Annotated in this window: 17 protein-coding genes and 1 pseudogene; 8 read left to right on the top strand and 10 right to left on the bottom strand. The window is 61.5% G+C overall.

Annotated elements, in window-relative coordinates; translation table 11 throughout:
• Positions 1 to 158: 158 nt before the first annotated feature.
• The 3 genes from B2V90_RS23185 to B2V90_RS14735 are packed head-to-tail and all read left to right on the top strand — an operon-like array spanning position 159 to position 5,489.
• Complete coding sequence (locus B2V90_RS23185) at positions 159 to 350, top strand: type II toxin-antitoxin system ParD family antitoxin (protein ID WP_373562054.1); 192 nt, start codon at positions 159 to 161, stop codon at positions 348 to 350.
• Entirely contained in the window at positions 347 to 2,332 is a 1,986-nt protein-coding gene (locus B2V90_RS14745) for a hybrid sensor histidine kinase/response regulator (protein WP_038293050.1), read from the top strand. The genes B2V90_RS23185 and B2V90_RS14745 overlap by 4 nt, the downstream gene beginning before the upstream one ends.
• 31 nt (positions 2,333 to 2,363) lie before the next feature.
• Entirely contained in the window at positions 2,364 to 5,489 is a 3,126-nt protein-coding gene (locus tag B2V90_RS14735) for a hybrid sensor histidine kinase/response regulator (RefSeq protein ID WP_026109576.1), read from the top strand.
• Positions 5,490 to 5,537: 48 nt separating this feature from the next.
• On the opposite strand, the gene B2V90_RS14730 is transcribed toward B2V90_RS14735, so the two are convergent.
• The 7 genes and pseudogenes from B2V90_RS14730 to B2V90_RS23230 form a co-directional block, all read right to left on the bottom strand.
• Positions 5,538 to 6,314 carry a Crp/Fnr family transcriptional regulator gene (locus B2V90_RS14730; protein WP_026109575.1) on the bottom strand — a complete coding sequence of 259 codons (777 nt, stop codon included), beginning with the start codon at positions 6,312 to 6,314 and terminating at the stop codon, positions 5,538 to 5,540.
• 364 nt (positions 6,315 to 6,678) lie between these two features.
• Positions 6,679 to 7,308 (bottom strand): hypothetical protein, encoded by a 630-nt coding sequence (locus B2V90_RS14725; RefSeq protein WP_293921994.1) that lies wholly within the window; start codon positions 7,306 to 7,308, stop codon positions 6,679 to 6,681.
• 41 nt (positions 7,309 to 7,349) lie between these two features.
• The gene (locus B2V90_RS14720) at positions 7,350 to 8,540 is read right to left on the bottom strand and encodes a DUF932 domain-containing protein (protein WP_293921992.1); all 1,191 of its coding nucleotides are present in this window, start codon (positions 8,538 to 8,540) and stop codon (positions 7,350 to 7,352) included.
• Positions 8,541 to 8,653: 113 nt separating this feature from the next.
• On the bottom strand, positions 8,654 to 12,985 hold the full coding sequence (locus B2V90_RS14715) for a strawberry notch-like NTP hydrolase domain-containing protein (protein WP_293921990.1): 4,332 nt from the start codon (positions 12,983 to 12,985) through the stop codon (positions 8,654 to 8,656).
• Positions 12,986 to 13,107: 122 nt separating this feature from the next.
• A complete protein-coding gene (locus tag B2V90_RS14710; protein ID WP_293921988.1) occupies positions 13,108 to 15,114 on the bottom strand; it encodes a ParB/RepB/Spo0J family partition protein in 2,007 nt (668 codons plus the stop codon).
• A gap of 32 nt (positions 15,115 to 15,146) precedes the next feature.
• Positions 15,147 to 15,461: a toprim domain-containing protein gene (locus tag B2V90_RS14705; protein WP_293921986.1), complete on the bottom strand. Its 315-nt coding sequence runs from the start codon at positions 15,459 to 15,461 to the stop codon at positions 15,147 to 15,149.
• 21 nt (positions 15,462 to 15,482) lie between these two features.
• Positions 15,483 to 15,770: pseudogene (locus B2V90_RS23230) on the bottom strand (DUF7146 domain-containing protein); the annotation flags it as partial.
• 444 nt (positions 15,771 to 16,214) lie between these two features.
• On the opposite strand from B2V90_RS23230, the gene B2V90_RS14700 reads away from it, so the two are divergent.
• The 5 genes from B2V90_RS14700 (at position 16,215) to B2V90_RS14680 (ending at position 18,978) form a co-directional block, all read left to right on the top strand.
• On the top strand, positions 16,215 to 17,015 hold the full coding sequence (locus B2V90_RS14700; RefSeq protein ID WP_293921984.1) for a helix-turn-helix domain-containing protein: 801 nt from the start codon (positions 16,215 to 16,217) through the stop codon (positions 17,013 to 17,015).
• Between the two features lie 62 nt (positions 17,016 to 17,077).
• The gene (locus tag B2V90_RS14695) at positions 17,078 to 17,428 is read left to right on the top strand and encodes a hypothetical protein (RefSeq protein ID WP_017503688.1); all 351 of its coding nucleotides are present in this window, start codon (positions 17,078 to 17,080) and stop codon (positions 17,426 to 17,428) included.
• A 65-nt stretch (positions 17,429 to 17,493) separates the two neighbouring features.
• On the top strand, positions 17,494 to 17,922 hold the full coding sequence (locus tag B2V90_RS14690) for a hypothetical protein (RefSeq protein ID WP_017503687.1): 429 nt from the start codon (positions 17,494 to 17,496) through the stop codon (positions 17,920 to 17,922).
• A 32-nt stretch (positions 17,923 to 17,954) separates the two neighbouring features.
• Complete coding sequence (locus B2V90_RS14685; RefSeq protein ID WP_017503686.1) at positions 17,955 to 18,491, top strand: JAB domain-containing protein; 537 nt, start codon at positions 17,955 to 17,957, stop codon at positions 18,489 to 18,491.
• Between the two features lie 64 nt (positions 18,492 to 18,555).
• Entirely contained in the window at positions 18,556 to 18,978 is a 423-nt protein-coding gene (locus B2V90_RS14680) for a MarR family transcriptional regulator (RefSeq protein ID WP_293921980.1), read from the top strand.
• A 113-nt stretch (positions 18,979 to 19,091) separates the two neighbouring features.
• On the opposite strand, the gene B2V90_RS14675 is transcribed toward B2V90_RS14680, so the two are convergent.
• The 3 genes from B2V90_RS14675 to B2V90_RS14665 are packed head-to-tail and all read right to left on the bottom strand — an operon-like array spanning position 19,092 to position 24,791.
• Positions 19,092 to 22,304, bottom strand: a complete 3,213-nt coding sequence (locus tag B2V90_RS14675; RefSeq protein ID WP_017503115.1) for an error-prone DNA polymerase — start codon at positions 22,302 to 22,304, stop codon at positions 19,092 to 19,094.
• Complete coding sequence (locus B2V90_RS14670; protein ID WP_157228574.1) at positions 22,304 to 24,115, bottom strand: DUF6504 family protein; 1,812 nt, start codon at positions 24,113 to 24,115, stop codon at positions 22,304 to 22,306. The genes B2V90_RS14675 and B2V90_RS14670 overlap by 1 nt, the downstream gene beginning before the upstream one ends.
• Complete coding sequence (locus B2V90_RS14665; RefSeq protein WP_026109607.1) at positions 24,030 to 24,791, bottom strand: ImuA family protein; 762 nt, start codon at positions 24,789 to 24,791, stop codon at positions 24,030 to 24,032. The genes B2V90_RS14670 and B2V90_RS14665 overlap by 86 nt, the downstream gene beginning before the upstream one ends.
• Positions 24,792 to 24,794: the final 3 nt, after the last annotated feature.

Below are 24,794 nucleotides of genomic sequence, written 5' to 3'. Positions count from 1 at the left end.
CAGTATTCCGTCACCTGACAGTCCACCTGTTTGCGCCCCGGCTGAGGCGCGCCCCAAATTCGTCGGCATCGAGCATCCGACCGATACCCAGATCGCCGTTGTAATTGACGGCTTAGGAGGAACCCGCAGCCATTTTATGTGTATTGCATTGTCATACAATGCCGGGGGTATGCATGTCAGGTCGCCAAATACGCACGATCTCGCTCAGCCGCGAGCTGGACCGATTCATATCGGATCAGGTCGCATCCGGACTATATTCCAACGCAAGCGAAGTTGTTCGTGCGGGCCTTAGAACGCTCGCGGCGCAGCCAGCATCTACTTCAAGCCGAGTGAAACAACCAGAACGATGATCGACCCGTCTCTTGCCCAATGTATTGTCGAAAGCTCGACAGATTTTGCCATTATTACCCTCGCTGCCGATGGGCGCATAACCAGTTGGAACCCCGGCGCGGCCAATCTACTGGGGTGGTCGCCGGAAGAGGCGTTAGGTAAACATGGGCGGATTTTCTTCACCCCTGAAGATCAGGCCGCAGGATCGCCGGAAGATGAAATGAGCCGTGCGGCGCAAGAGGGTCGCGCGCTCGACGAGCGTTTCCACATGCGCGCCGATGGGTCGAGATTCTGGGGCTCGGGTCTCATGATGCCGCTTCAAGGCGAACCGGGGTTTGTGAAGATCGTCCGTGATCGCACCCGCGAGCGCGAGGCTGAACGCAGCCTTGCCACTCTTACCGATGCGCTACCGGGCTTTGTGTTCCAGGCGGATACGGACGGGCATATCGTTCAGATCAACGAGCGCTATCGCGAATATACCGGCCGCGGAGACGAGGATTTGCTCGGCAATCGTTGGCTGGACGCGATTCACCCGGATCATCGCGACAAGACCCAGGCGGCTTGGTCGGAAGCGGTTGGTTCAGGGGCGGCGTTCAACCAAACCTTCCCTGTGGCGGCGCAGGATGGCACCTACCGATGCTTTTCCTGTCGCGCGCTGCCACAGACCGACGATGACGGCCGTATTCTTCGCTGGATTGCAACATGCATCGACGTCGAGAATGAGGCTCAGGCGCGCGCTACGCTCGAAAAACTTAACCTCTCACTCGAACATGCGGTGACGGACCAGGGTGAGGCGCTGGCAGAGTCTCTGCGGAGCCTGCAGGCCGAAGTTGCAGAGCGTGAGCGCATCGAAGAGACATTGCGCCAAAGCCAGAAGATGGAAGCTATCGGCCAGCTGACGGGCGGCGTGGCTCATGACTTCAATAATCTCCTCACAGTTATTCTCGGCAGCATCGACCTGCTGAAGCGACCCAACCTTCCGGAGGACAAGCGCGAGCGATATGTAAATGCGATCGCCGAAACGGCGCAGCGGGCGGCAAAGCTTACTAATCAGCTACTAGCATTTGCCCGGCGTCAACCGTTGCAGGCCGAAGCCTTCGATATCGCCGAGCGCCTTCGCAAGGACGAGGAAATGCTTCGCAGTGTATCTGGTTCACGCGTGACGCTCGAACTGGACATCCGGTGCCAGCCATGTGTGGTAGAGGCAGATCCGGTTCAGTTCGACACCGCGATGCTAAACATGGCCGTGAATGCCCGTGATGCAATGGGCGGTGAAGGACGGTTGCAAATCGTTGTCGAGGAGCGTGACGGCATACCCGCAACACGGGGCCATGCCGCGGTCCAGGGCAAGTTTATAGCGGTCCTCGTCAGGGATACTGGCGGTGGCATATCAAAGGCCGATATATCACGGATCTTCGAACCGTTTTTCACCACCAAGGATGTCGGACACGGCACCGGCCTCGGGCTCAGCCAGGTGTTCGGATTTGCCAAGCAGTCCGGAGGCGAAATCAGTATCGAAAGCGAGATCGACAAAGGCGCGACCTTCATCCTCTATCTTCCCCATGCGCAGGAAAAGCCGCAGAGCCGGCCGGTTGACGTATCTCCGCCGACCGAGCCGCAACCGGGCCAGGAGCGCTGTGTCCTTTTGGTTGAGGACAATCAGCTAGTCGGTGAATTTGCAGCCCAGTTGGTCGGCGACCTGGGATATGGCAATATCTGGGTGTCGAGCGCCAAGGATGCTCTGGCTCTCATCGAAGCCGATCCCGAGCGTTTCGATATCGTCTTTACCGATGTTGTCATGCCCGGCATGTCGGGGATCGAGCTTGCCGAAATATTGCGCGCGCGCTTTTCCGACCTGCCGGTGGTTCTTACCAGCGGTTATAGTCATGTCCTGGCGGCGGAAGGGACGCACGGTTTCGACTTGCTTCACAAGCCCTACACCGCTGATGGTCTCGCGCGCGCGCTGCGAGTGGCGCGAAAGTCAAACGGCGCGAAAGCCTGATGGATGAATTTGGGGGGCAGAAGTCAGATCTATGAACTCAGGCGGCGATCATAAGGCTTTGGAATTTCTCGCTTGCGGCGGTGAAATGGGTGCCATCATCGCGGATTTCGATTGGGCCAAAACCAGCATCGGCCCTATCGCAACATGGCCTGCGGCGATGCGCGCGAATCTGGCGTTCGTGCTGCGCTCGCAAGCCCCGATCGTCACGCTCTGGGGTCCTAAAGGCATCATGATCTATAATGACGCTTATCGCGCGTTTGCGGGCGACCGGCACCCTAGCCTGCTGGGAAGTGATGTCCTTCAAGGTTGGCACGAGGTTGCCGAATTCAACGCCAACGTGATGCGGGAGGTCTATCAGGGTGGGGGAACACTCTCCTACAAGGATCAGGAGCTGACCCTTATCCGCGACGGCACGCCCCGCCGCCTCTGGACTGATATCGAGTATTCCCCGGCTTTTGACGATGATGGTTCCGTTCTGGGCGTTATCGCCATCGTCCTGGAGACCACGCAGGCCGTGCTTGCGAATGAACGTATCGCTGACGAGCGCCGCAAGCTGCTTCAAATGGCTGAGCATAGTCCAAGCTTCATGGCCCTGCTGGAAGGCCCGGAGCATCGGTTCCTGATGACCAACCCGGCCTATCAAGCCTTGGTTGGCGGCAGAGAGGTGATCGGCCGACCGATCGTCGAGGTGCTGCCGGAAGCCTTGCAGCAAAATTTCGTGGCCATTCTCGACGAGGTGTATGCCAGCGGGGAAGTGTTCCAGGCCACAGGAGCGCCATTTCGGCTTGAGGGGTCACCTGACGATCCCTCGCTCGAACGCCGTCTCGATTTCGTCTATCAACCGGTCGCAAACGAAAAAGGCGAGACTACTGGCATCTTCGTGTCGGGCATCGACGTCACCGATCGCATGCGGGCCGAGGCGGCGATCAGTGCCAGCGAAGCGCAGTTCCGGACCTTCGCGCAGGCGCTTCCCAGCCATATCTGGACGGCAACCCCCGATGGGAATCTCGATTGGTTTAATGACCGGGTGTTGGAATATAGCGGTGCTTCCGAGCGAGACCTGATAGGGAATGGCTGGACGGCAATCGTCCATGCCGATGATGTATCCGCGGCGGCCGAGCAATGGCGATCCTCACTAAGCTCGGCGAAGCCTTATGAAACGGAATTTCGCATCCGCGGGGCTGACGACAGCTATCGATGGCATTTGGTGCGGGCGGTACCGATTTGTGATGATGCCGGCGGTATCATCCGGTGGATTGGTACGAACACAGATATTCACGAACAAAAGCTCAGCCAGGCCGAGAGTACAGCAGATCGCGATCGCCTCTGGTCGATATCTCGCGACCTTATGTTGGTATGCACTTTCGATGGAGTCATCACAGCGGTCAATCCTTCAGCGCGGCGCCTCCTTGGATGGGCCGAAGAGGAAATGGTCGGAAAGAATTTGGGAGATTTCCTCCATCCCGATGACATCAGGAGCACGCAGGAAGAGGTGGAAAAGCTTTCTCGCGGTGTGACCACGCTCGCTTTTGAAAACCGCTATCGCACGAATGGTGGCGATTATCGGTTGCTCGCATGGACTGCAGTTCCAGATGCCGACCGCATTCACGCCGTCGGGCGGGATATCACGCAGGAGCGCCAACTTCTGCGCGATCGGGATCGGACCTGGAGCTTGTCTCCTATCCTAAAGGTGGTCACCGACAGCCAGGGTTACATCACCGACGTCAACCCGTCCTGGACCAAGGCGCTCGGCTGGACCCGTGAAGAGACGCTCGGCAAGCGCAGCACAGACTTCATGATCGACGATGAAGCCTTTTGGGGCGAGCGGGTGCGGACGCTGTCCGCCGGGCAGCCTATGCTCGAATACCAGACACGGTTGCGCGCCAAGGACGGTCATGAGCGCTTGATCAAATGGACAACTGTGCCCGAGGGCGGCACCTTCTACGGCTTTGGCAGAGACATAACCGCGGCAGCAGAGGCCGCGGCCGCGCTGGCCGACGCCGAAGCCGCGCTCCGTCAGTCGCAAAAGATGGAGGCGGTCGGACAACTGACTGGTGGCATCGCCCACGACTTCAATAATATCCTGCAAGGCATCACCGGGAATCTGGAAATTATACAGCGTCGCGTGATGCAGGGGCGCGTCACCGAACTCGATCGATACATCGCCGGCGCGTCTAACGCCGCTAACAGGGCAGCGGGCCTCACCCACCGTCTGTTAGCTTTCTCCAGGCGCCAGCCGCTCGATCCCAAGCCCGTGCGTGCCAATAGGCTCGTAGCGTCTATGGAGGATCTCCTGCGCCGGACCCTGGGCGAGCGCATTGAGCTCGAGCTTGCTCTCGCCGGCGGATTGTGGATTACCAAATGCGACCCCAATCAGCTTGAAAGCGCGATCCTCAATCTTGCGATCAACGCTCGCGACGCGATGCCAGATGGGGGCAAATTGACGGTCGAGACCTGCAACGCCCATCTCGATAGCGCCTACGCTGCGCGCCAGCGGGGGGTGAATCCGGGCCAGTATGTCTGCATCTGCGTGACCGACACCGGCGTGGGCATGGATGCTGACACCATTGCCAAAGCATTCGAGCCCTTCTTCACGACCAAGCCGATCGGTCAGGGCACCGGTCTTGGTCTATCGATGATCTACGGTTTTGCGCAACAGTCTGAAGGCTACGCAAAAATCTACAGCGAGGTCGCAAAGGGCACGACGTTCAAGCTCTACCTGCCCCGCTTCCGCGGCACCGAGGAAACGGATGAGCGCGCGCCTCAGCTAACCGACGCGCACATGGCTGACGCCGGCGAGGTCGTCCTTGTCGTCGAAGACGAACCGATCGTCCGCGGGCTGATCGTCGAAGAGCTTAAGGAACTGGGCTACCAGGCGCTGGAGGCTGCGGATGGGCCAAAGGGCCTCGAAATCCTTCAGTCCAGACGTAGGATTGACTTGCTGGTGACCGATATCGGGCTGCCAGGCCTGAATGGGCGACAGGTTGCTGATGCCGCGCGCGATCTGCGCCCTGAGCTCAAAATTCTCTTCATGACTGGCTACGCGGAAAATGCGGCTCTTGCCTCTGGTTTCCTTGAACCAGGAATGGAAATGATAACCAAGCCATTCGCGATGGAAGCGCTCGCAACGCGGATCAGGGCAATGATCGAAGGGTGACAGCCGACCCCATCGAAACCAATTCGTCCTATTCATATGGATCGATTCTTAGCAGGCCGCGGCAGCCGAAGAAATAGAACGGCCAGGCATTTGTGAAGTGCGGGTCGTTTTTTGATCCTGGGAATGTCTAATCAGTCCGGCTGCGAGCTCTATCGCGTTCCAGTCCGTTATCTGAAGGCGACCGCGGGAAAGTGCGAGAACGCCGTCCTCCCGCAAACTCTTCAGCATCCGGTTGACATGAACCGCCGTCAGCCCTGTCAGATCTCCCAGTTGCTCCTGTGTCCAAGGCCATTCAATGGATTGAGATTGGCTCGCACCCGACGCCCTTTGTCGCGAAGCCATTTCGCAGGCAAATCTAGCTATACGCTGCCTCGCATTACATCGTCCAAGACTTACCAGGCGCGATTGCAGCAGAGCTAGCTCAGCTGCTGCCTCTCGGCGAAAGGCGGCTCCAACATTAGGAAATTCAATAAATATCTGGTCCAGCGCATCGAGAGGAATCAGCGCTACCATGACTGGCGTTATAGCGATGACATCCCGCATTTCCTCAGCAAAGCCGGGATCTACGTTAGCGACGTCGCCCGACAGATACACACTCAAAATCTGGCGGGTGCCAGCCCTCGTCGTCTGCTGCTGGCACGCGATGCCTGTCAGCATCACGAAGGCGTTCTTAGCGAAATCTGTTTGCCGGGAGATAAATGAGCCGCGTTCATAGTTCATGACCCGCAAGGACAGCGCTGAAATTGCTACCGATTCTGCATTCGATAAATGCGAGTGAGTGGTAAGCTTTCGCATTAAAATATCTGGGGCGGAGATGTTCTGCATGACGGTCTCTAAACAGTAATCGCTCGCCATCTTTTACCCAACGAAGTCAGGCTCAGGCAGCACATTAATACATGTTAGCCCGCCTTGTTCCGTCATATGTCCAGGAGGTTGAGGGCCATCCGATGCTGTCTACCATGGCCGCGCGCGCCCTTGGACACCGAGGCTGAAGCCACGCGCGTAGAGGCCGAATGCGGTCCTGGCCATGTCCCGTGATGCGTCGCGCGATATGAGGTCGAGGAAGTTCCCCTCTTCGCCCCTCAGCTCTAGCATCCCAGAATGGGCGTCGAGGCGTATCAATGCGACGCGCGCCGAGTTCACAAGGCGCGCGTTGAAGCGATGCACATATGCCGCATCGGGCATCGGACTAGGCATGATCACCTCCTGTACCGGGACGGCGGTCTACGCTGTCCGCCGATAATCGCGGCCCAACGGCTTCGACCCATTCGGCGCGAGCGTCTTCGACCGTGTGGGTGAGCGCGTGATCGACGCAGAACAGCTGGAATAAGGTGTCGAAAGCGAGTTCCGGAGAGGACAGCGCGTCTGCTAGGGCGGCGCTGAAGCGATCTAAGGGTGTGAGATCACCCGCCGGCACCCATCGAGCCAGATCATCGCTTTCCGCATTGCAGAGGTCGCAGAAGGTGCAGTCATAGACGCCGGAGATCGCCCAGGCCTGCCGCTGAATGTCCCATCTTGCGCTGGCGTCGCGAACGAGCATGTCGCAACCGCAGTCCCTGCAGACAGGTTTGAGGCCACCGGCAGGCGATGTTGGATCGGGATCGTCGGGAAAACTCGGAACGAAGCTGAAGCTGTACGAAAGATCAGGAATCCGCAGGTCGAAATAGGTCGAACCCTCCGCGGCGAGATAGGCCGCGGTCCAGACGTCAGCCCCGTCCTCGATCTCGAATGAAATGACATCGGAAGCGAACAGGTCGCCTCCACTAAAGAATTCGACATCGATCCGATAGGCGCGCAGCGTCGTGGTCATGTGAGCCATGACAAATCTCCTTGAATTTTGGTCGGGTGGTGCCGGCTCGCTCAGCGAGCGCGTTCGAGCAGCTTGCGGGCCTTGCCTTCGAGCTCCAGGCGTCCGTCCTGATGCGGGCGGCTGCGTGCAAGCGCGGTGATCCCCTGGACGAAATCATAAACCGAAGCCGGAGGATGCCCCTCTTCAGCCAGAACCGTCGCGATGACCTTGGCGGTCTCTGCCTTGGAAAAGCCTTCCTTGCGCAGGAAGCTTTCCCGATCCTCGTCCTTGCGCGCGACGATGGCTGATCGCGCCGCCGATATCCCGTCGATGAACGAGCGCGGCGAACTATCGGCGAAGTGCGCGAGCGCTGGTGCTGCCTCATGCGCGAAGCGGTTCGCCGCGAACTTGGAGTGCCGGATATTCACTTCCTGGAAGTTTTCGACGCCCCATAAATTGCGGTTCTGACATACGGCACGGAGGTAGAAAGTGGCTATTCCCAGTGACTTGCTGCCAACCTCTGAGTTCCAGCAATAAAATCCGCGAAAATAGAGATCCGGCTCCCCATTGGGCAGTCGGCCGGCCTCGATCGGGTTGAGATCGTCAACCAGGAATAGGAACACATCCCTGTCCGAAGCATAAAGCGTTGTCGTGTCGCTCGTCACATCGACACAGGGGTTGTAGGTCATCGATCCCCAATCGAGCACGCCCGGCACCTTCCATCTTGTGTCGCCCGTGCCATTGCCCGCGATCTTCATCACCGCGGCGACCAGTTCATGATCCCAGATGCGACCATAATCCGGTCCGGTGACCGCCCGCAGTTCGGCCCGGCCATCGTGCGTCTGGAGCAGCTTCACATGCTCGGCCGGATGGCGGATGAGGCCATGCTGGAGGTTGATGCCGGCAAGCGCGGCGGGAAGTTGCCGCAGATAGGAGGCCGGGGCGCCAACCAGGCTGCACAGCTGCCCGAACGACCAGTTGGTGGGTGCAACCGGTGCGCTGTCACCGGGAAGAAGGAGCGAAAGCCGTTCGGGCTGGTCGCTACGGGCCTCGACCCGCACCGTCCGGCTCTCGATGATCCGCGTCGTCGCCCGTTCCGCGCGCGAGCGCACGCTGGCGTAGAGATCGTTCAGCGAGAGATAGCGCTCATCCTGGGGGCGATTGAACCATTCGGACGAAACGCGAGAAACAACGGTCCCGCGGGATATATCGACGCGATAAGGCTGCGCCTGCTGGCGCGGGGCAGAAGATAGGGCGTTCATGAATGCCTCCGAAGGTGGGAAAGTTGGCGATCCCGCGCAGCTTCCAACCGCGCTTCGCCGCCGCCCTTCCCCACCCCCCTTCCCTTCTGCTCGCCTGACTGGTCGGCGCTGCCTCAGGCCGCCTTCACGCCAGCAAGCCGGCTCCATTGCTCGCCGGTGCGGACGATCTGGTCGAGGATGGCCTCGGCACGGTCAGTGGGCACGAACAGCCTCGTCTTGTAATTGATGATCTCGGTGAAGCAGCCGATCGACTTCAGCCAATCCCGCCGTGCGGCGGGAAAATCACGAATTTCGAGCCGTCGCGCATCGTTCATATGGACCTGCACCAGTCGTGCAGTATCCATGCCGACGATCGGAACCCCTTGCCTCCCTCTGGCGCCAGCGATCATCTCCGCCGGGCTCAGCACAGTGGACATGTCGACACCGAAGGAACGGGCGAGTTTCTCCAGTCCATAGGGCGAAATGATGCGTCCGAGCAGCGAGTTGCCTTCCGCGTCAGTAACCCGCCAGACCCGCATATCGTCATCAGGAAGGCGATCCCAGACCGGAAGCAGGAGGCCGGTTGCCATGCTGATCGTTTCAACGTCGAGCTTTGATCGGGTCTCTTCGACCTCTGTGTCCCAGAGGCGTTCGAATTCCTCCTTATCGACAGGAGACCAGAGGCTCTCCTGTAGGGCGGTATCGCGGATGCGGTCGCGGCCGGTTGGACGAACAAGCTGCCACATGGCGATCGCATTGCCATCATTGTCCATACTGCTCCAGCTTGGCACCCGGAGTGCAACGCGACCCGACCGACCGTTGCGCAGCCGAATAGCTTCGACACCGCCATAATCACGCTCCAGCCGCAAGAGGCTGAGGGCACGCTTGCGAAAATGCAGTTCGATCCGACTAAGCCGTGTTTCGGCGCCCGTCACAGGATCACGCCGCAGTACCTGCTCGTCGAGGAGGGCCATCCGCTCTGCCTGCATGGTTTCGACGCCGACATCGAGCGTCCCGGCCTCACGCGCCGCATCGATGCGCGCCCGGATCAGCGCCATATATTCCTCGAAGATCGCATTCTGGATCGCGATCCGCAGAGCCAGCAGGCGATTGAGCCATCGCTGGATAGGCGGGAGATCATCGAGCAGACCGCCGCTTTCCTTGTCCAGGAGGCGCAGGCCCGTCATGTCGATGAAGGCGGCAAGGGTCGTGCTGGTGAGCTTGCCGCGGTAAAGAAGATGGTACCACTGGATGAGCGCATCGCGGGCATAATCGCTTTCGAGATTGTCCGAGGGGTCGAACATATTCTGTCCGCCCGTCTGTCGCTGGCCGCGAGTGAGGGCGCCAAGGCTGTCGAGCCGCCGCGCAATGGTGCTGATGAAGCGGCGCTCGCCCCGGCAATCCGTGGTCACTGGCCTGAAGACGGGCGCACTCTCCTGATTGGTGCGGTTGGAGCGACCAAGACCCTGAATGGCGTTTGCCGCGCGCCATCCAGGCTCCAGCAAGAAATGGATCCGCCGGCGGTCCGCGGATTTGCAGTTGCGATCGGCATGGTAGCTCCGCCCCGTGCCGCCGGCGTCGGAGAAGACCAGTATCTGCTTGGCCCCAGACATGAAGGCTTCGGCTTCAACGATGTTGCTTCGACCGCTCCGGCTTTCGACACGCTGGCGGCCATTTGCGTCAACAATGAGCCGTCGGGTCCGTCCGGTCACTTCCGCCACGGCTTCGGTGCCGAAATGTCGGATGATTTCATCGAGCGCCGAGCCAATTGGCGGCAAGGCGCAAAGCGCCTCGATCATCTCGTCACGCATGGCGAGGGCCGCCTGGCAGAAGACAGGGTTGCCAGCCTCATCGACCATCAGTTCGGAGCGCTCTGCATCGTCGCTCCCCGTGATGATCTTCATCATGCGGACTGGGAAGGCCGTCTTGAGGTAATCGATCATCGCCTCCCGAGGCGATAGTTCGATATCGAGGTTGGCGCGCTCCTCGGCAGACAGACTTGCGAGCCGTCGCCCCAGCATGGCTTCGGCCGTCGTCACAAGCTGGATAATCGCATGATTGCCTGCATCAAGCTCTCGGGTCACGGCATCGATCAGGCTGGGCACTTTCATTGCGATCAGCAATTGCGCGAAGAAGCGTTGCTTGGCGCTCTCAAACCGCGAGAGCGCAGAGCCCTTGGCCTGGGCATTGAGCGCCTTGTCCTCCATCCGGTCGACGATGTTGGTGAGCGCGAGCACTTCATCGAGATTGCGGTGGATGACGGCCCAACCATCGGCATAAGCGTTGTAAGTCTCGATCTGGGCCGGGGTCAGCGGATGAACGAGGGGATCATATTCAACGCCGCGGAATGTCAGCGCGCGCGCCGTGTAGAGCCCAAGGGCTTTCAAATCGCGCGCGACGATTTCCATCGCGGCGATCCCGCCCTTCTCGATGCCGCCCATGAAAGCGGCTCGATCATCGAACGACGTGCCCGCCCCCCAAAGGCCCAGGCGGATCGCGTAGCAAAGATTGGCGGGGTCGGTGGCGCCGGTCGCCGAAATGTAGAGGACGCGGGCGCGTGGGCGCAGGTTCTGAAGGCGAACGCCGGCCAGACCCTGCTCCGACCCCTTCTGGGTGCCGAACTTGGTTTCGGTGCCTGCGGCGTTGGCCATTTCGTGCGCTTCATCAAAGCAGATGACGCCTTCGAAATCATCTTCGAGCCAAGCCAGCAGCTGCGAAAGGCGCGAGGCCGTGTCATGGCGCTGGGACCGCAGCGTCGCATAGGTCAGAAAGATGATGCCGCTTTCCATCGAGATCGGCGCCCCGAATGGAATGGCGTCCAGCGGCTGGATGTCGATCGGCAGGCCGCCCAGCGCCGCCCAGTCACGGCGCGCATCCTCGATCAGTGCCGAGCTCTTGGATATCCATATCGCCTTGCGGCGACCGCGGCTCCACTGGTCCAGGATACAGGCTGCGACCTGCTGACCTTTGCCGACGCCAGTGCCGTCGCCGATGAAAAAGCCCATGCGATAGGCGCGCCCCGCACTGTCAGGCATAAGCATCGTGCCAGCTTCATTGGGCGCGTGGAGACCGGGCAGATCGCGCTCGAACGCCTGTCCCGCGTAGACAAGGGTTTCGAGCTGCGCGTCCGACATCGCGGTGACGGCGCAGCGGGGCAGCATCGGGACATAGGTCGGCGCGGGAGGAAGGATCGAGGACATTGCGATCGACTCGACGAGCTGGTCGGGATGCGGCTTTCCGCCCGGAATATCCATCCGCGAGAGACGCCAGGGCACATAGATGCCGATCTGCTCGTCGGCGGACCGCGGCGTTTCGCGAACAGCGTAAGCGAGCGGTTCTACCGTCGTATCCAACGCGGCGGTAGCGCGCGGCCTGAGCTTGCGTCCAATTGTGGTTGAAGGCAGCGCTATCAGCGGCGCATGGGTTCTGACAGGCATTCGCACCGGGATCCGTGCTTTAGTCGTTCCTGCCGGCTCACGCTGCGCGCTATCGAGCGATCCCAGCCTTGGCGGCATCGAAAGAATATGCGGCAGGGCCGCTCTTATGTCTGGCACGCAAATCCGTTCTTGCGCGCCGGTCCAGCCCTTGTCGTAGATCATCAGACGGACCGACACGCTGGTGCCATGCTTTGCAAACGGCCTGCCCTGGATCGTGATTTCCACGCGCGGCGGGACAAGGTCAGCGACAGCCCGGTAGCCTTTCTCCCCGCTTCCATCATGGGCAAATGCCGGCGACATGATCGCAACGCATCGGCCGCCGGGCGTCAGACGCGCGAGGGCGGAGCGAAGATGCCGGGCACCGGCATGCGCGTCGCGTCCCCGCTGTTCGCTGCGGGCGAAAGGTGGGTTGATAAGCACGACATTGGGCCGCACGGCTGTAGGTAAAAAGTCGTCGATGAACTCGGCATCGTAGCAGCTGACTTCGGCACCTAGGGCCTGCCCAAGAAGGCCGGCTCGCACGGGATCGCGTTCGTTCAAGAAAAGGCCCGCGCCCGCCAGTCGCGCAAAAATGGCCAGCAGCCCGGTACCAGCAGAGGGTTCAAGGATCAGATCGTCGGCCCCGATGACGGCAGCGCGTGCTACGAGATAGGCCAGTGGCAACGGCGTTGAAAATTGCTGCATGTCGACCTGGCGCTCCGATCGGACCGACTGGGTTGGCAGCCGCTCGGATCGCGCCAGCAGGTCAGCAAGGACAGCTTCGGGCGACGCCTCGTTCAGCGGATCTCGCATGAGCGCCAAGGCCTGAGCTGTCTCCAGCGCGTCGAACGCCTCGCGCAGCGACCAGACGCCCGTCGCGTCGCCAGCACCGAAATAGGCGGTCATCAGACGGGTGAGACGGTGCCGGCTGATCGGCTGACCGCTCGCTATGAGTTCGCAGAGGTCCTTCGCGACCGAAGTGAGAGTCCAGATTTTTTGATCGTGCGGCCCGGTGCCAGCGGTAACGGCGGCGAAATGATCTGAGGTCATGGCAAGCTCCTGATGCCCGTAGCCGAACGGCTCCAGGCGAGATTGTCGGACGGCAGGGCCTGCCCGACTTCGATGTTCGGAAAATTTGGGCGAGGCTCGCATGCGGCCCCGCCCACGATCGTTCAGGCCGCTTCGGGCAAGTCGCTCTGCTGATCAGCGGACGCAGGCTCGCCGTTGGGGGACTGCGGCTCGCTTTCCGGGGGAGCGAGATCCTCAAGCGGACCAAAGCGCATCGCGTCCGGTAGCCATTGCATCGCCCGATCCTTGATATCGGCCTCGACGATGATTTGGCCGCCAAAGAGCTTTTCGGCAGAAAGCGCGAGATCATGCTTCTTCAAGCCGCTGTACCGGCTGCGCAGTTCGGCCCCGCCAACCTCGTGGAAATGGTCCAGGATCGTTGGCTTGGCTACCCGATCGAAATAGCGTCGCGCGGTCGGACGCCACCATTGCGCAACATCGATGTCGAGCTTGGTCCCGAGGTGGTCGATGAGCATGGCCGAACGGTCACCTGCGGGCACCGCATGGAGGGTTCTGGCAACCGCCCAGCCAAGCCAGGCCGCCCGCGCCGTATCGGCGAGCGCACAGAAAGCGTCGTACCGTTCGCATATCCCGCCTGCATCGATCCAGCTGCGGTCGAGGCCCGCCTGCAATTCATCCCAACTTTCCGCGGCGGGCGTGTCGCTCTCGAAATTGCCGACGCGGGTACTGGGCACGGTGGCGCGCAGATCGCTCGGCATGTCGTAGCGATAGGCAACCGCCGCGTCGGCCATGATGAAAGCGCCGAGGTCGAGAGCAAAATGGGGATCGCTCGCGACATGGACCCGGAGGATTTCCGTCTTCATGAGAGCCAATTCTTCTGCCAGCTTCTGGCTTATCGGCGACCGTCCGGAAGCCTCATCGACCGGCTCATCGGCGCTCTCATCCTCCTCCTGGGATTGGGTATCGGCATCCTCGTCGACCTCCGGTTCAGGCTGCGGGATCGCGTAGATTTGTTCGTGAAGCCGGGGGGTGCCGTCATCGCCGATCACGAGATAGGCCAGCGACGTAGCCTTCTGGTCGGCACCGAGGACCGGCGGGCGCTCAGTCAGGCCCTGATATTCCGATTCCAGCCCCTCGATCCGTTCGATCTCTTCGTCGGAATAGCCATCTTCATCGGCATTCTCGGCAATTGTCTCCAGCTCGACCTCGATCGCGCGCTGCCGCTCTTCCTCCTCGGGAGTTAGCTCCGCCGGTTCACCCTCGATTGGATCCAGGCCGATGGTTTCCATGTACGGGACACGGCTGTGGCAGACGACGCGCAGTTCGCCAAAGCCCTCGGTTGATCTCAGCGCCGCGGCCGCTGCCTCCAGGCGTTCCTGCGCCAGCGTTTCGACTATGTCGCTGTCGATCCAGTTTTCGCTCGCATTGTCGGAGAAGAGATCACCGTCGATCCTGCCACCGGCGGCGAGGTAGGCGTCGCGCCCGACGAGCAGGGCCTTGGGATCATTGCCGCGATAGAAGCCGGAGATCAGGCGGCGCCGGATTTCCGCGCAGTTCGTGGCGTAGTAGCCGTCGGCAAGTTCTTCGAAGACGGCTGCCTGGCGGGCTGTGTCGGTGATGCTGCCATAGGCCTTCGCCACATCGAGCGTAATGGTCCCATCAGCGAGGGCGTCAAAGACGGGATCCGCAAGGCCAGCAAGTCGCAGACGCCCCAGCACGAAACGCTCGGTGAGCCCAAAACGTATGGCAACGTCGGCCGGGCTCTTCTTCTCGGTCTCCATGATCGTCTGGAACGCGCGGCATTCCTCTGCCGGCGACATGTTGAGCCGATTGAAATTTTCAACAAGGCTGATTTCTGCCGCATCGTTCCGATTGCTCAGCAGCTTCACCGTCACCGGGTAATCGGCCGGCAGCTTGCCCTCATCGATCAGTGCCTTGAGCTGCGTGAGACGGCGACCGCCGGCGGTGATCTGATATTCGCCCTTCTTGCGCGCCACCGGCAGGCCAATGAGGTTCTGGATGATGCCGCGTGCGAGGATGCTGGCCTTGAGTTCGCTATCGGCCACGGGGTCAGTCCGCTTGCGGACATTGGAAGGAGCGATCGAGAGCTTGGAAGCGGGAACCTGAATGTCGGGCAGTGCCTGGGACATGAGCTTTCTCCTGTTCGCGGGCGCCCTGACCATCAGGCCGCATTCCGCTCCCATCCCAACCTCACTTTCCCTCCTGCCCGCAGCATGTCGTTCCAGTCGTTGAATGGCGCTGCCGGCCAAAGGACAATGATCTCGCGTTCCGGAAGTGCGTAGCTCTGCAAAGCTTTGGTTACGGCCCGCCTGCCCGCATCGTCGTTATCGGCGAGGAGGATCAGGCGCTTGATGCGGCACGGTATCTCGATCCGATCGAATCGCTCGGCGCCAAGGCTCGCCCAAACCGGGATGGAGAGAAGCAAGGACGCGGATAGGGCATTTTCCACGCCTTCTGCCAGACCCAGCGTATCCATCGGTTCGAACAACTGCACGGCATCTCGATATAGCGGACCGAGCGCGCGCTTTGTCCGGCTGAGCAAAGCCGGCCGACCATTGGGCTGCAGAAATATCCGTTGGACAGCTGCCAGTCGGCGCGGTTGCCCGACAGCGACAAGCAATGCGGGCAACCGTCGAACCGCTCGACCTCGACCTAAGGGTGTGGCCGGGTGGTAGCGCATGAGATCATGGATCGCCGGAATTGACCGCTTGCGCAGATAGCGCTCCGCCGGAGTGCCGCTGACAGGTCGTCCTTCGCGCCAGAGACGAGCGGCATATCGCCGCATGTCGGTGGCAGGCTGGAGGCGCTCGAACTTTCGGCTCTCCCCACCTGGCACATCGAGCTTTTCGCGCCTGAGTGCGGCCAGAATTTCGGTAATTGTGCAGCCGGCAAAACATTTGAACAGGAGGCCGGTCCGACCGCACCGTACGGACAGGCTCGGCGTGCGATCCTCGTGAGCCGGGCATTGGCACATGCCCCACCCGTTGGACCAGACGCCCCCGAGTCGCCGGACAATGTGCTCTCCGGCTGCAGCCATGTCAGCGCTCATGGCAAACTCCGCGAGTCAGATGCCATAATGCTCGCATCAGCGGGATTGCGATGCCGAGGAATGCGCCAACCGCAGGGGCGTGATCGCTTTAAACTTACAACATGCTTTCGCCCGAGCCAGTGCTCCTGCGAGAGGATGGTTTCGAGACAACTCGACAGACCAGCGGCCAAAGGGCTGCACATGGGGGAAATCCTGAGGTTAAAAGAAGCCGACCTCTCCCCTCTTCCTTTTCTCCTGTTCGTTCCCAGACGGTACGCCAATGGCTCTATGCCATTCGATATAAGAGCGTTGCTTTTGCGTGTCAGTTTGATGACACTCATAGCTTATCGAAACGGATCGGCCACCTCGCCTGGCTCTCCCGGCTATGGTCGCCGACGCATGCAAGGGTCGGGTCGCACCGTGACAAGCAACATTTTGCCTCCCGAGCTGGAGAAATATCGCGCCGCCGTCGAGTCGCTGAGCGATCGTCAGCGTGAATGTCTAGCGCTTGTTGCGCGAGGGATGATTTCCAAGCGAATCGGACCCAAGCTAGGCATCATGCCCGGCACGGTCGACAAACATGTTGATAAAGCTCGGGTTGCGCTGAATGGGATGAGTCGCGCTGATGCAGCGCAGATCGTGCTGGCCTTCGAAACCGGCCGCGAAATTCAATTTGTCGATACCTATTTTTTACCACCCCCCGAATCGCTGGTAATTTCCTCCAAGGTCGAGAGAGCGGCAACTATCCCTGCTGATCACGAAGCGGATGGGCATCCGGATGATGATGGGCAGCTTGTTGAGGAACAGGGAAGCTATTCGCTCGAACGCCTCACAACCTCCCTCGTCGACTGGGTCCCGCTCCGCTCAGGCAGGAGACCGAGTAATGACCTGAACCAATCAAAAGCCATCGTTACCGTAGCGGCATTGGGCGCCTTGGGGCTCCTGCTTGCCGGCTCGGCCATATCGCTTCTTACGGTCATGGACAGTTTCGCCCACCCGTAAGGCACCATCCGACAATCAATTTCATGAACCATGCATTCCTGTGGAATGCGGGAGGAGACATCATGCCCAGACAACGTCAGATTATCGCCCATTCGATCGCGCAGCGGATGCACGCTGCGGAGGAAGCTATCGACCTTGCGGCGGCTCGCATCGCCGAACTCAATGCCGCCCTTCCCCTCGCCCGTCTCGAAGGGCGCCTGGACGCAGCGATCGGGCAGGACGCATTCCAGTCCTCCGCCTCGGCCATCATGCTGGTTGCCAAGACGCGGGCAGAGCTCGTCGCGACCCATGACCAGCTCAAGCGCGTGAGTGACGACATCGGTCTTGGCGAGCAGGCCTATGGCGATGTCTTCAAGGTCGCAACTGGCCAAAGCCAGCAGCCGGCGGTACCGAACCATCTCCGCGCCGCCTGAGCGACGATCGTCAAGCGCTTGACTGGGAACGACACTTCCGTTTCGAAGTCGATATGACCAGACAAATGATGTTCGTCGGACTTTTGGTCGTGAGCTCGATTTATGGGTTCGCAAAGGGTGGCCGGCCCGAGCAGATCGGGGCGGCAACCTTTGTGAGCGGCGTCATCGCCAGCATTGCGCTCGCCCATCCCATTGCCTTCCGGTTCCAGGGTGTCGAGCACGGCATGCTCTTTGTCGACACGGCCATGCTGGGTATTTTCTTATGGCTTTCTTTCAAAAGCACGCGATTTTGGCCGCTTTGGGTTTCGGGAATGCTGGTAGCCGAACTTTCGATCCACATCATGCGCGTGGCTGTGCCGGCTGTGGTGCCAAAAGCCTATATGGATGCCGTGGCGCTCTGGAGCTGGATTGCCCAGATCATTCTGATTGCCGCGACCTGGCGACACCAGCAACGGCTGGCCCGGCTGGGTGTCGACAAATCCTGGAAGACCTGATCGGTCTGGGAGCGCCCGATCGCGCGAGAGAATTGTCTGACCGGCTTCTCGAACGATTTGGGTCCTTTCCCGAGGCCCTCAACGCTACGGAGGGGGAGCGCGTCAAAGCTGTTGGTGGCGATGATCTGGAGGGGCTGTTTTCATCGGTTCGAACGGCTATCCACCACGTCCTGCGAGATCGCCTTCCACGTGGAGCCGTGCTGGCCGATGAGCCCGCCGTCCTTGATTATCTGAGAGGCGCGATGGCGTTTGCCCCGCAAGAGCAGCTTCGGGTACTCTATCTCAACGCAGGCAATGAGCTTCTATGCGACGAGGTAGCCAGCATCGGCTCCGTTTCCGCTGTCCATATTTACCCGCGCGAAGTGCTCAAGCGCTGTCTTGAGCTCGGCGCGACCGCCATCATCGTTGCGCATAATCATCCATCTGGTCGTCTTGTAGCCTCCCGGAGTGACAGGATCATGACCCGCAAGCTCGTCGAGGCCGCCACAGCGCTGGGTGTCGCGGTGCACGATCATATTCTTATCGCCCGGGAGGGCAGCCTGAGCTTTCGTAGAAAAGGATTTTTGTAGGCAGGCGCCGCAGCGATCGGCCCGGCCGAGCACGCGCAGCGCCCTTAGCAAAGGGAGAAAGACAATGCCGTATCAAGTCGTTGCTCGCATGGATGCCTGTCGCAAGCTGGTGACGATGCGTAAAGCTCTTGGTGACACGCTGGGCTATCGCTATTGCGCCAGTCCCGTCTGGGACATGCTTCTGGAACTCTATATTGCCGAGAGGGAGGAGAGGGTCGTCTATCTCTGGTCGCTCTGCAGTTTCGCAAATGTCCCGTTCCCCACAGCATGTCGCAAGGTGTACGAAATGGAGAAGATCGGTCTGGTCCTTTGCAACGCGACCGATCGGGACCGACGCGGAATTAAGGTTAGCCTGACCGAGAAGGGGCAAGGGGTCGTCGAGTCGCTTCTGGACCGGCTCGCCGAGATTTACCAAACCAACACGGGAATGCGCGCCGACATTCCCGCGCTTGTCAGCGCGGACAAGCGCACCAGAAACGCCAACTGATTATGTGCAGGTGACGGTCGCGCCCGCCCGTTGGCATCTGGCTTGAGAGTCCACTTCGGCCAGATCCACCGAATTCCAAGAGGCAGCCGCAAGCCCTCCACGCAATGATCTGTTCAGTGAAAATTGCGCGATTGAAGCCGCAAACAAGGTGCATCATCTCTCGCTGCCCGCTTCGACAAGTCTGCTTCACCATCGCTGGCGGCGCAAGTGGCGGCAGACAGCTTGGCTTCACCGATCGATCTGAGAAGAGGGGTATAGTCGATCACGCGATCTATGATGATGTGCGTGACAATCCCCTCGCGCTGCAACCGCCCACGCAACCCGACCATTGCTGATGCCAAGACCGTCCGCCGCTGCGCCTCAAACCGGTCCGGCCACAATATGCCATTCGCGATCCCGGTTTCATCTTCGATCGTGATGAACAGAACACCTTTAGCCGACCCCGGCTTCTGCCGCACAAGGATGACCCCCGCCACCTCGACATGCTGCCCGTCCTTCACCTGATCGAGTTCGGCTGCAGACTTGACCCCGCGCCGTCGCAAATCCTCGCGCAGAAACGCAAGCGGATGCGCCCGAAGCGAAAGCTGAATGGTCCGATAATCTTCGACCACCTCCCTTCCCTCGCTGAGCGGCTCCAGCGTCACCATGGGCTCGTCCCCTTCCGGACCGAACCGCCCTTCCCGCGCGTCGGCAGCCGCAAAGAGTGGCAGGGGTTTGTCGCCCAGCCCCTTCACGCGCCAAAGCGCCTGCCTTCGATCATGGGCAAGGGCGTGGAATGCATCCGCATCCGCCAGCCGCTCGATGGCGGCCGGCGGCACCCCTGCCCGTCGCCAAACGCCTTCGACGCTATCGAAGGGCGCGTCCCCTCGCGCCGACACGATCATGGCGCCGTGCAGGTTGGAAAGCCCACGTGCCATACGCAGCCCCAGCCGGACGGCGAGGTATCGCCCGCGTGTTGGCTCCAGCGTGCAATCCCAACGGCTGCGGTTGATGCAGGGCGGCCGCACCTCCACGCCATGGGCACGGGCGTCCCGCACGATCTGCGCAGGCGCGTAAAAGCCCATGGGCTGCGCGTTCAACAGAGCCGCGCAGAAGATATCGGGATGGTGGCACTTCATCCAGCTCGACGCATAGGCGATCTTGGCAAAGCTCGCCGCATGGCTTTCGGGAAAGCCATAGGACCCGAAGCCCTCAATCTGCTTGAAGGTGCGCTCGGCAAAGTCGCGCGGATAGCCGCGCCCCACCATGCCCTCGACCAGCTTGTCGTAAAAATGGCTGACGCCGCCGGTAAACTTGAACGTCGCCATAGCGCGGCGCAGCTGGTCGGCCTCAGCGGCCGTGAACCCGGCACCGACAATGGCCACCTTCATCGCCTGCTCCTGGAACAGCGGCACACCCAGCGTCTTCTGCAGCACGGCGCGCAACTCCTCGCGCGGATATTCCGGCTTCTCCTTGCCCTCGCGCCGCCGCAGATAGGGGTGCACCATGTCGCCCTGGATCGGCCCGGGCCGAACGATCGCCACCTCGATCACAAGATCGTAGAATTTCTCCGGCTTGATCCGCGGCAGCATTGACATCTGCGCACGGCTCTCGATCTGGAAGACTCCGAGCGTGTCCGCGCGCTGGATCATGGCATAAACGGCCGGATCATCTCGCTGGAGTGTTGGCGACGCCATGGTCATGGCGACGCCGCGATGCTCCGCCAGCAGCGCAAAGGCCCGGCGCATACAGCCCAGCATGCCCAGACCCAAAATATCGACCTTCATGAACTTCAGCGCATCGATGTCATCTTTATCCCACTCGATGACCTGCCGGTCCTCCATGGCTGCAGGTTCGATCGGCACTAGCTCATCCAGCCGGTCCGAGGTCAGGACAAAGCCGCCAGGATGCTGCGAGAGGTGGCGCGGTGTGCCGATCAGTTCACGCGACAGCTCCAGCGTCAGGGCAAGACGCGGATCGCTGGTGTCGAGATTGAGTTCGCTTGCCTGATCGTCGCGCACGCCTTCGAGCGACCATCCCCACACGAGCCCCGCGAGCGCCCCGGTCATGTCCTCGGGCAAACCCAGCGCCTTGCCGACCTCGCGCACCGCGCCGCGGGCGCGATAGCGCGTTACCACCGCCGTCAGAGCGGCGCGGGTGCGGCCATAGGTCTCATAGATCCACTGGATGATCTCCTCCCGCCGCTCATGTTCGAAATCGACGTCGATGTCGGGCGGTTCCTTGCGCTCGCCCGACACGAACCGTTCGAAAAGCAATTCATGCTTGATGGGATCGATCGAGGTGATGCCCAGCACGAAGCAGACGCAGCTGTTCGCCGCCGATCCCCGCCCCTGGCAGAGAATGCCCCGCCTTCGCGCTTCAGCGACGATGCTGTTCACGGTCAGAAAATAGGGGGCATAGCTCAACTTTTCGATCAGCCCGAGCTCATGGGCAAGCTGATCGGCATAGGCTTTGGGCACGCCATCGGGAAACATGCGGGCCGATGCCGCCCCCGTCAGCCGCTCCAGCAATTGCTGCGGCGTTTCGCCCGGACTTGCTTCCTGCGGATATTGATAGCGAAGCTGATCGAGGTCGAAGGTGCAGGCATGCGCGATGTCGGCCGTTGCTGCCAGCGCATCGGGATAGGCGGCAAAGCGCCGGGCCATTTCCGCGCCGGACTTGAGCTGCCGATCGGCATAGCGCTCGCGCTTGAACCCCAGCGCATCGACGGTGCAATGGTGACGGATCGCGGTCACAACATCCTGCAACAGCTCGCGATCATTGCTGTGATAGAGGATGTCACCCAGCACCACCGATCGCACATGATGCGATCGCGCCTGCGCATTGAGACCATGAATCCGGATCGCATCGTCCGGCCTTCGGCGCAGCGACAGCCCAAGATAGGCGCGATCGCCAAATGTAAGGTTTAAACGGCAGAGCGCTCGTGCATTGGCGTCGTCGGGCAGATCGGGAACAAGGATGGCGATCAACCCCTCGTGCCATTGTTCGACATCCTCCCAATGCAGCTCGCAGGCCCCCTTCCCTGCTCGCGCCTTGCCAACGGACAGCAGGCGGGTCAGCCGCGACCAGGCGGCCTTGTCGGTTGGATAGACCAGCAGGCTGGTGCCACAGGCAAGATCCAGCCGACAGCCGGGGATCAGACGGACGCCGGTTTCCTTGGCCGCTTGCCAGGCGCGCACGATCCCGGCTACCGAATTGCGATCGACGACGCCCAGTGCCGGTATCTTGAGCCAGGCGGCCTGAGCGAACAGTTCGTCAGGGGAGGACACGCCACGCAGGAAGGAGAAATGCGTGGTGACCTGAAGTTCGACATAATCCTCGCTCATCATCCGAACACACCATGGATGTGCCAGGAGAGATCGCCCGACCGCAGATTTTCGCCATCGCCGCGCCGGAACACCCAGAAACGCTCGCCCCGCTCATTCTCCACCCGGAAATAATCGCGCACGGCATAGCTCTCGCCGCGCCGACGCCACCATTCTCCACGAATACGCTCCGGTCCATCTGCCCGCACCACGACATGGGCGACCCCGCGCCAGACGAAGCGGCGTGGCGGCTGGTCGGGAAGCTCGGCCATGACATGGTCGATCCGCTCTGGCCGCCGCAGAATGCGGGCGGGCCGTGGCCATAAGGTCGGCCAGGGCATAGCGTCAGCCAGTGGCGCGATGCGCCCAACGCCGCGCTCGGGTACATCACTCTCGCGCATGGTCGGACGGTAAATGGCCCCCTGCCCCAGCCGAGCAACGATCTGATCGACGAGGAGTGCGATATCCGCCGCTTCGCCCGTCCCCAGATCGGCGTCGATCGCCGTGGGCGCCAGGGATTCGCTGCGCAACGCGAGCAGCCGCATGCGTTCGATGCCGAAGCCTGGATCGATGGTCTCGATCTTCATCGCGAGCAGCCGCAGCATATGGCCGATGTCGCGCGTGCCGCGCGCGGTCCCGACCGTGACGATCTGTTCTTCCTTGTCCACCCGCTCGCAAACAAGACGCAGAAGCCGCACGCCAAGCCCCAGTTCGCGCAATGTCCGCGCCAGATCATCGGCAAGGTCGGCCATGACCCGCGCGATCGTCTCAGCCGAGCCAATGGGTTCGGCAAAGATCCGCAGCACCTGCGGCAGTTCGAATGGGACAATGCCGACGAGCGGCTCGCCAACCCGCCCGATTGCCTGGTCGAGCCGGTGAAGCAGACTGGCCCCAAAACGGCGGCCGAGCGGCGCGCGCGGCATGGCGATGAGATCGGCGATGCGCTCGATCCCGAGGCGCTGGGCGGCGCTGCGCTGGCGGTCATCGAGCCGCAGTGCCGCTACCGGCAAGCTGCTGATCGCTTCCAGTTCCCCATGCACGTCGCAGATCGCAATGCGCTCTTTGCCATAGCGGGCGAGCGCATGGGCAGCGCCCGCCGTGCCCGCTATAGCGATGCGCGCGTCCAACCCGATCCGACGGCAAAAGCCGATGATCCGCCGCGCCATCGCCTGCTCGCCTCCGAAGAGATGGGCAACGCCGGTCAGGTCCATGAGCAGCCCGTCAGGCGCGTTGACCTGTGCGGTCGGCGTCCAGCGCCGCACGGCGAACAGCGCGAGCCGTTCCAGCTCCCGCACATCTCCCACCGGGTCAGCGTCGCGCGTATCGAGGCCGGGCACCATGGCTTTAGCCTGGGTGAGCGGCATGCCGGAAAAGAGACCAAGGCTTGCAGCTTGCGCGTCGAGTGCGGCGATCACCATGCGCTGCTTGTGAAGGATGCTGGTGACCAGCGGCGATGCGTCTGGCTGCGCATGTCCAAGGGGCTTCAGATTTGGCGCTGCCGCTTGCTTGCCCGATTTGAACGGATTGTCGGCCGCCTCCGAGCGGCGACCGAGTTCACGCGGCGAGGGACGTTGATGCGCAGGCAGGCTATCGATTTGTTCCTCGCGCGTGCCCATCGCGGCGCCCGCCCCGGCAGTCTGCGCCCAGCGCGCGCCAGGACGCCACCCGCCGCCACGTGGGCAGGAGCAGGACGAGCCGTCTTCCTCTTCGAGCGGAAGGACGGGCAGTTGGAGCGCAGATATCCGTTCAGGCGGCCTGCCGGTCCTCGCCTCGTTTCGGCGCAGCCGATCGACGGCGAGGCTCGGCAGGAACAGCGAGGCGACCCGTCGCATCGCAGCCCTCCAGTAGCCAGTTATCAGGATCCCCGCCGCGCTGGCGCACCAGTGACACCTGCCAGCGCGAGCGACCGACGCCAGATACCGGCAAGGGATCGGACGGCGCACAGCCGATGCGCCAGCGCGTCAGCGCAGAGGAAGGTTGGCCCAGCGGATCTTGCGCGGACCGTCGCCAGCGCCGCAGCAGCAGGGCCGTGGTGTTTCCCTCCTCAGCCGCCAGTTGCAGGCGACGCGTGGCGGTCATGCCGATGCGGGTAACCTCGCATACCACGGCTGCCAGTGCGCCATGGCGCAGCGCCTCTTCCATTACGGCAAGAGCGTGGTCGTCCTTGCCGGCTTCGACCTGGATCAGCCGGGTCGCCGGTACACCGGCGCAGGCAAGGCCGGGCGCGAACAGGTCGGGCTGGGACATGATCCAGAGAATATCGCCTTCCGACGCTCTGGCCGCGATGCCCGCAGTGAAGAGGGTGGCGGCGGCGTCATCGCCCAGCGCGCCGGTGTCGCCGGCAATCTCGTGCAGCGCGGCGCGCACCAGCCCGCCTGCTGCCAGGCGGTCATCGACGGCGGCAATACCGAAGGGCAGGCACGGCACATCGGCCCGCGAAACCGGCGCTATAGCCTGGATTTCGGCAATAAGGGCTTGCAGCCTTTCCGGGCGCGGGACAGTCGGCATGAT

The organism is Sphingobium sp. UBA5915, from assembly GCF_002431195.1.
Lineage (GTDB): Bacteria > Pseudomonadota > Alphaproteobacteria > Sphingomonadales > Sphingomonadaceae > Sphingobium > Sphingobium soli.
This window is presented reverse-complemented; position numbering and strand designations above follow the sequence as displayed.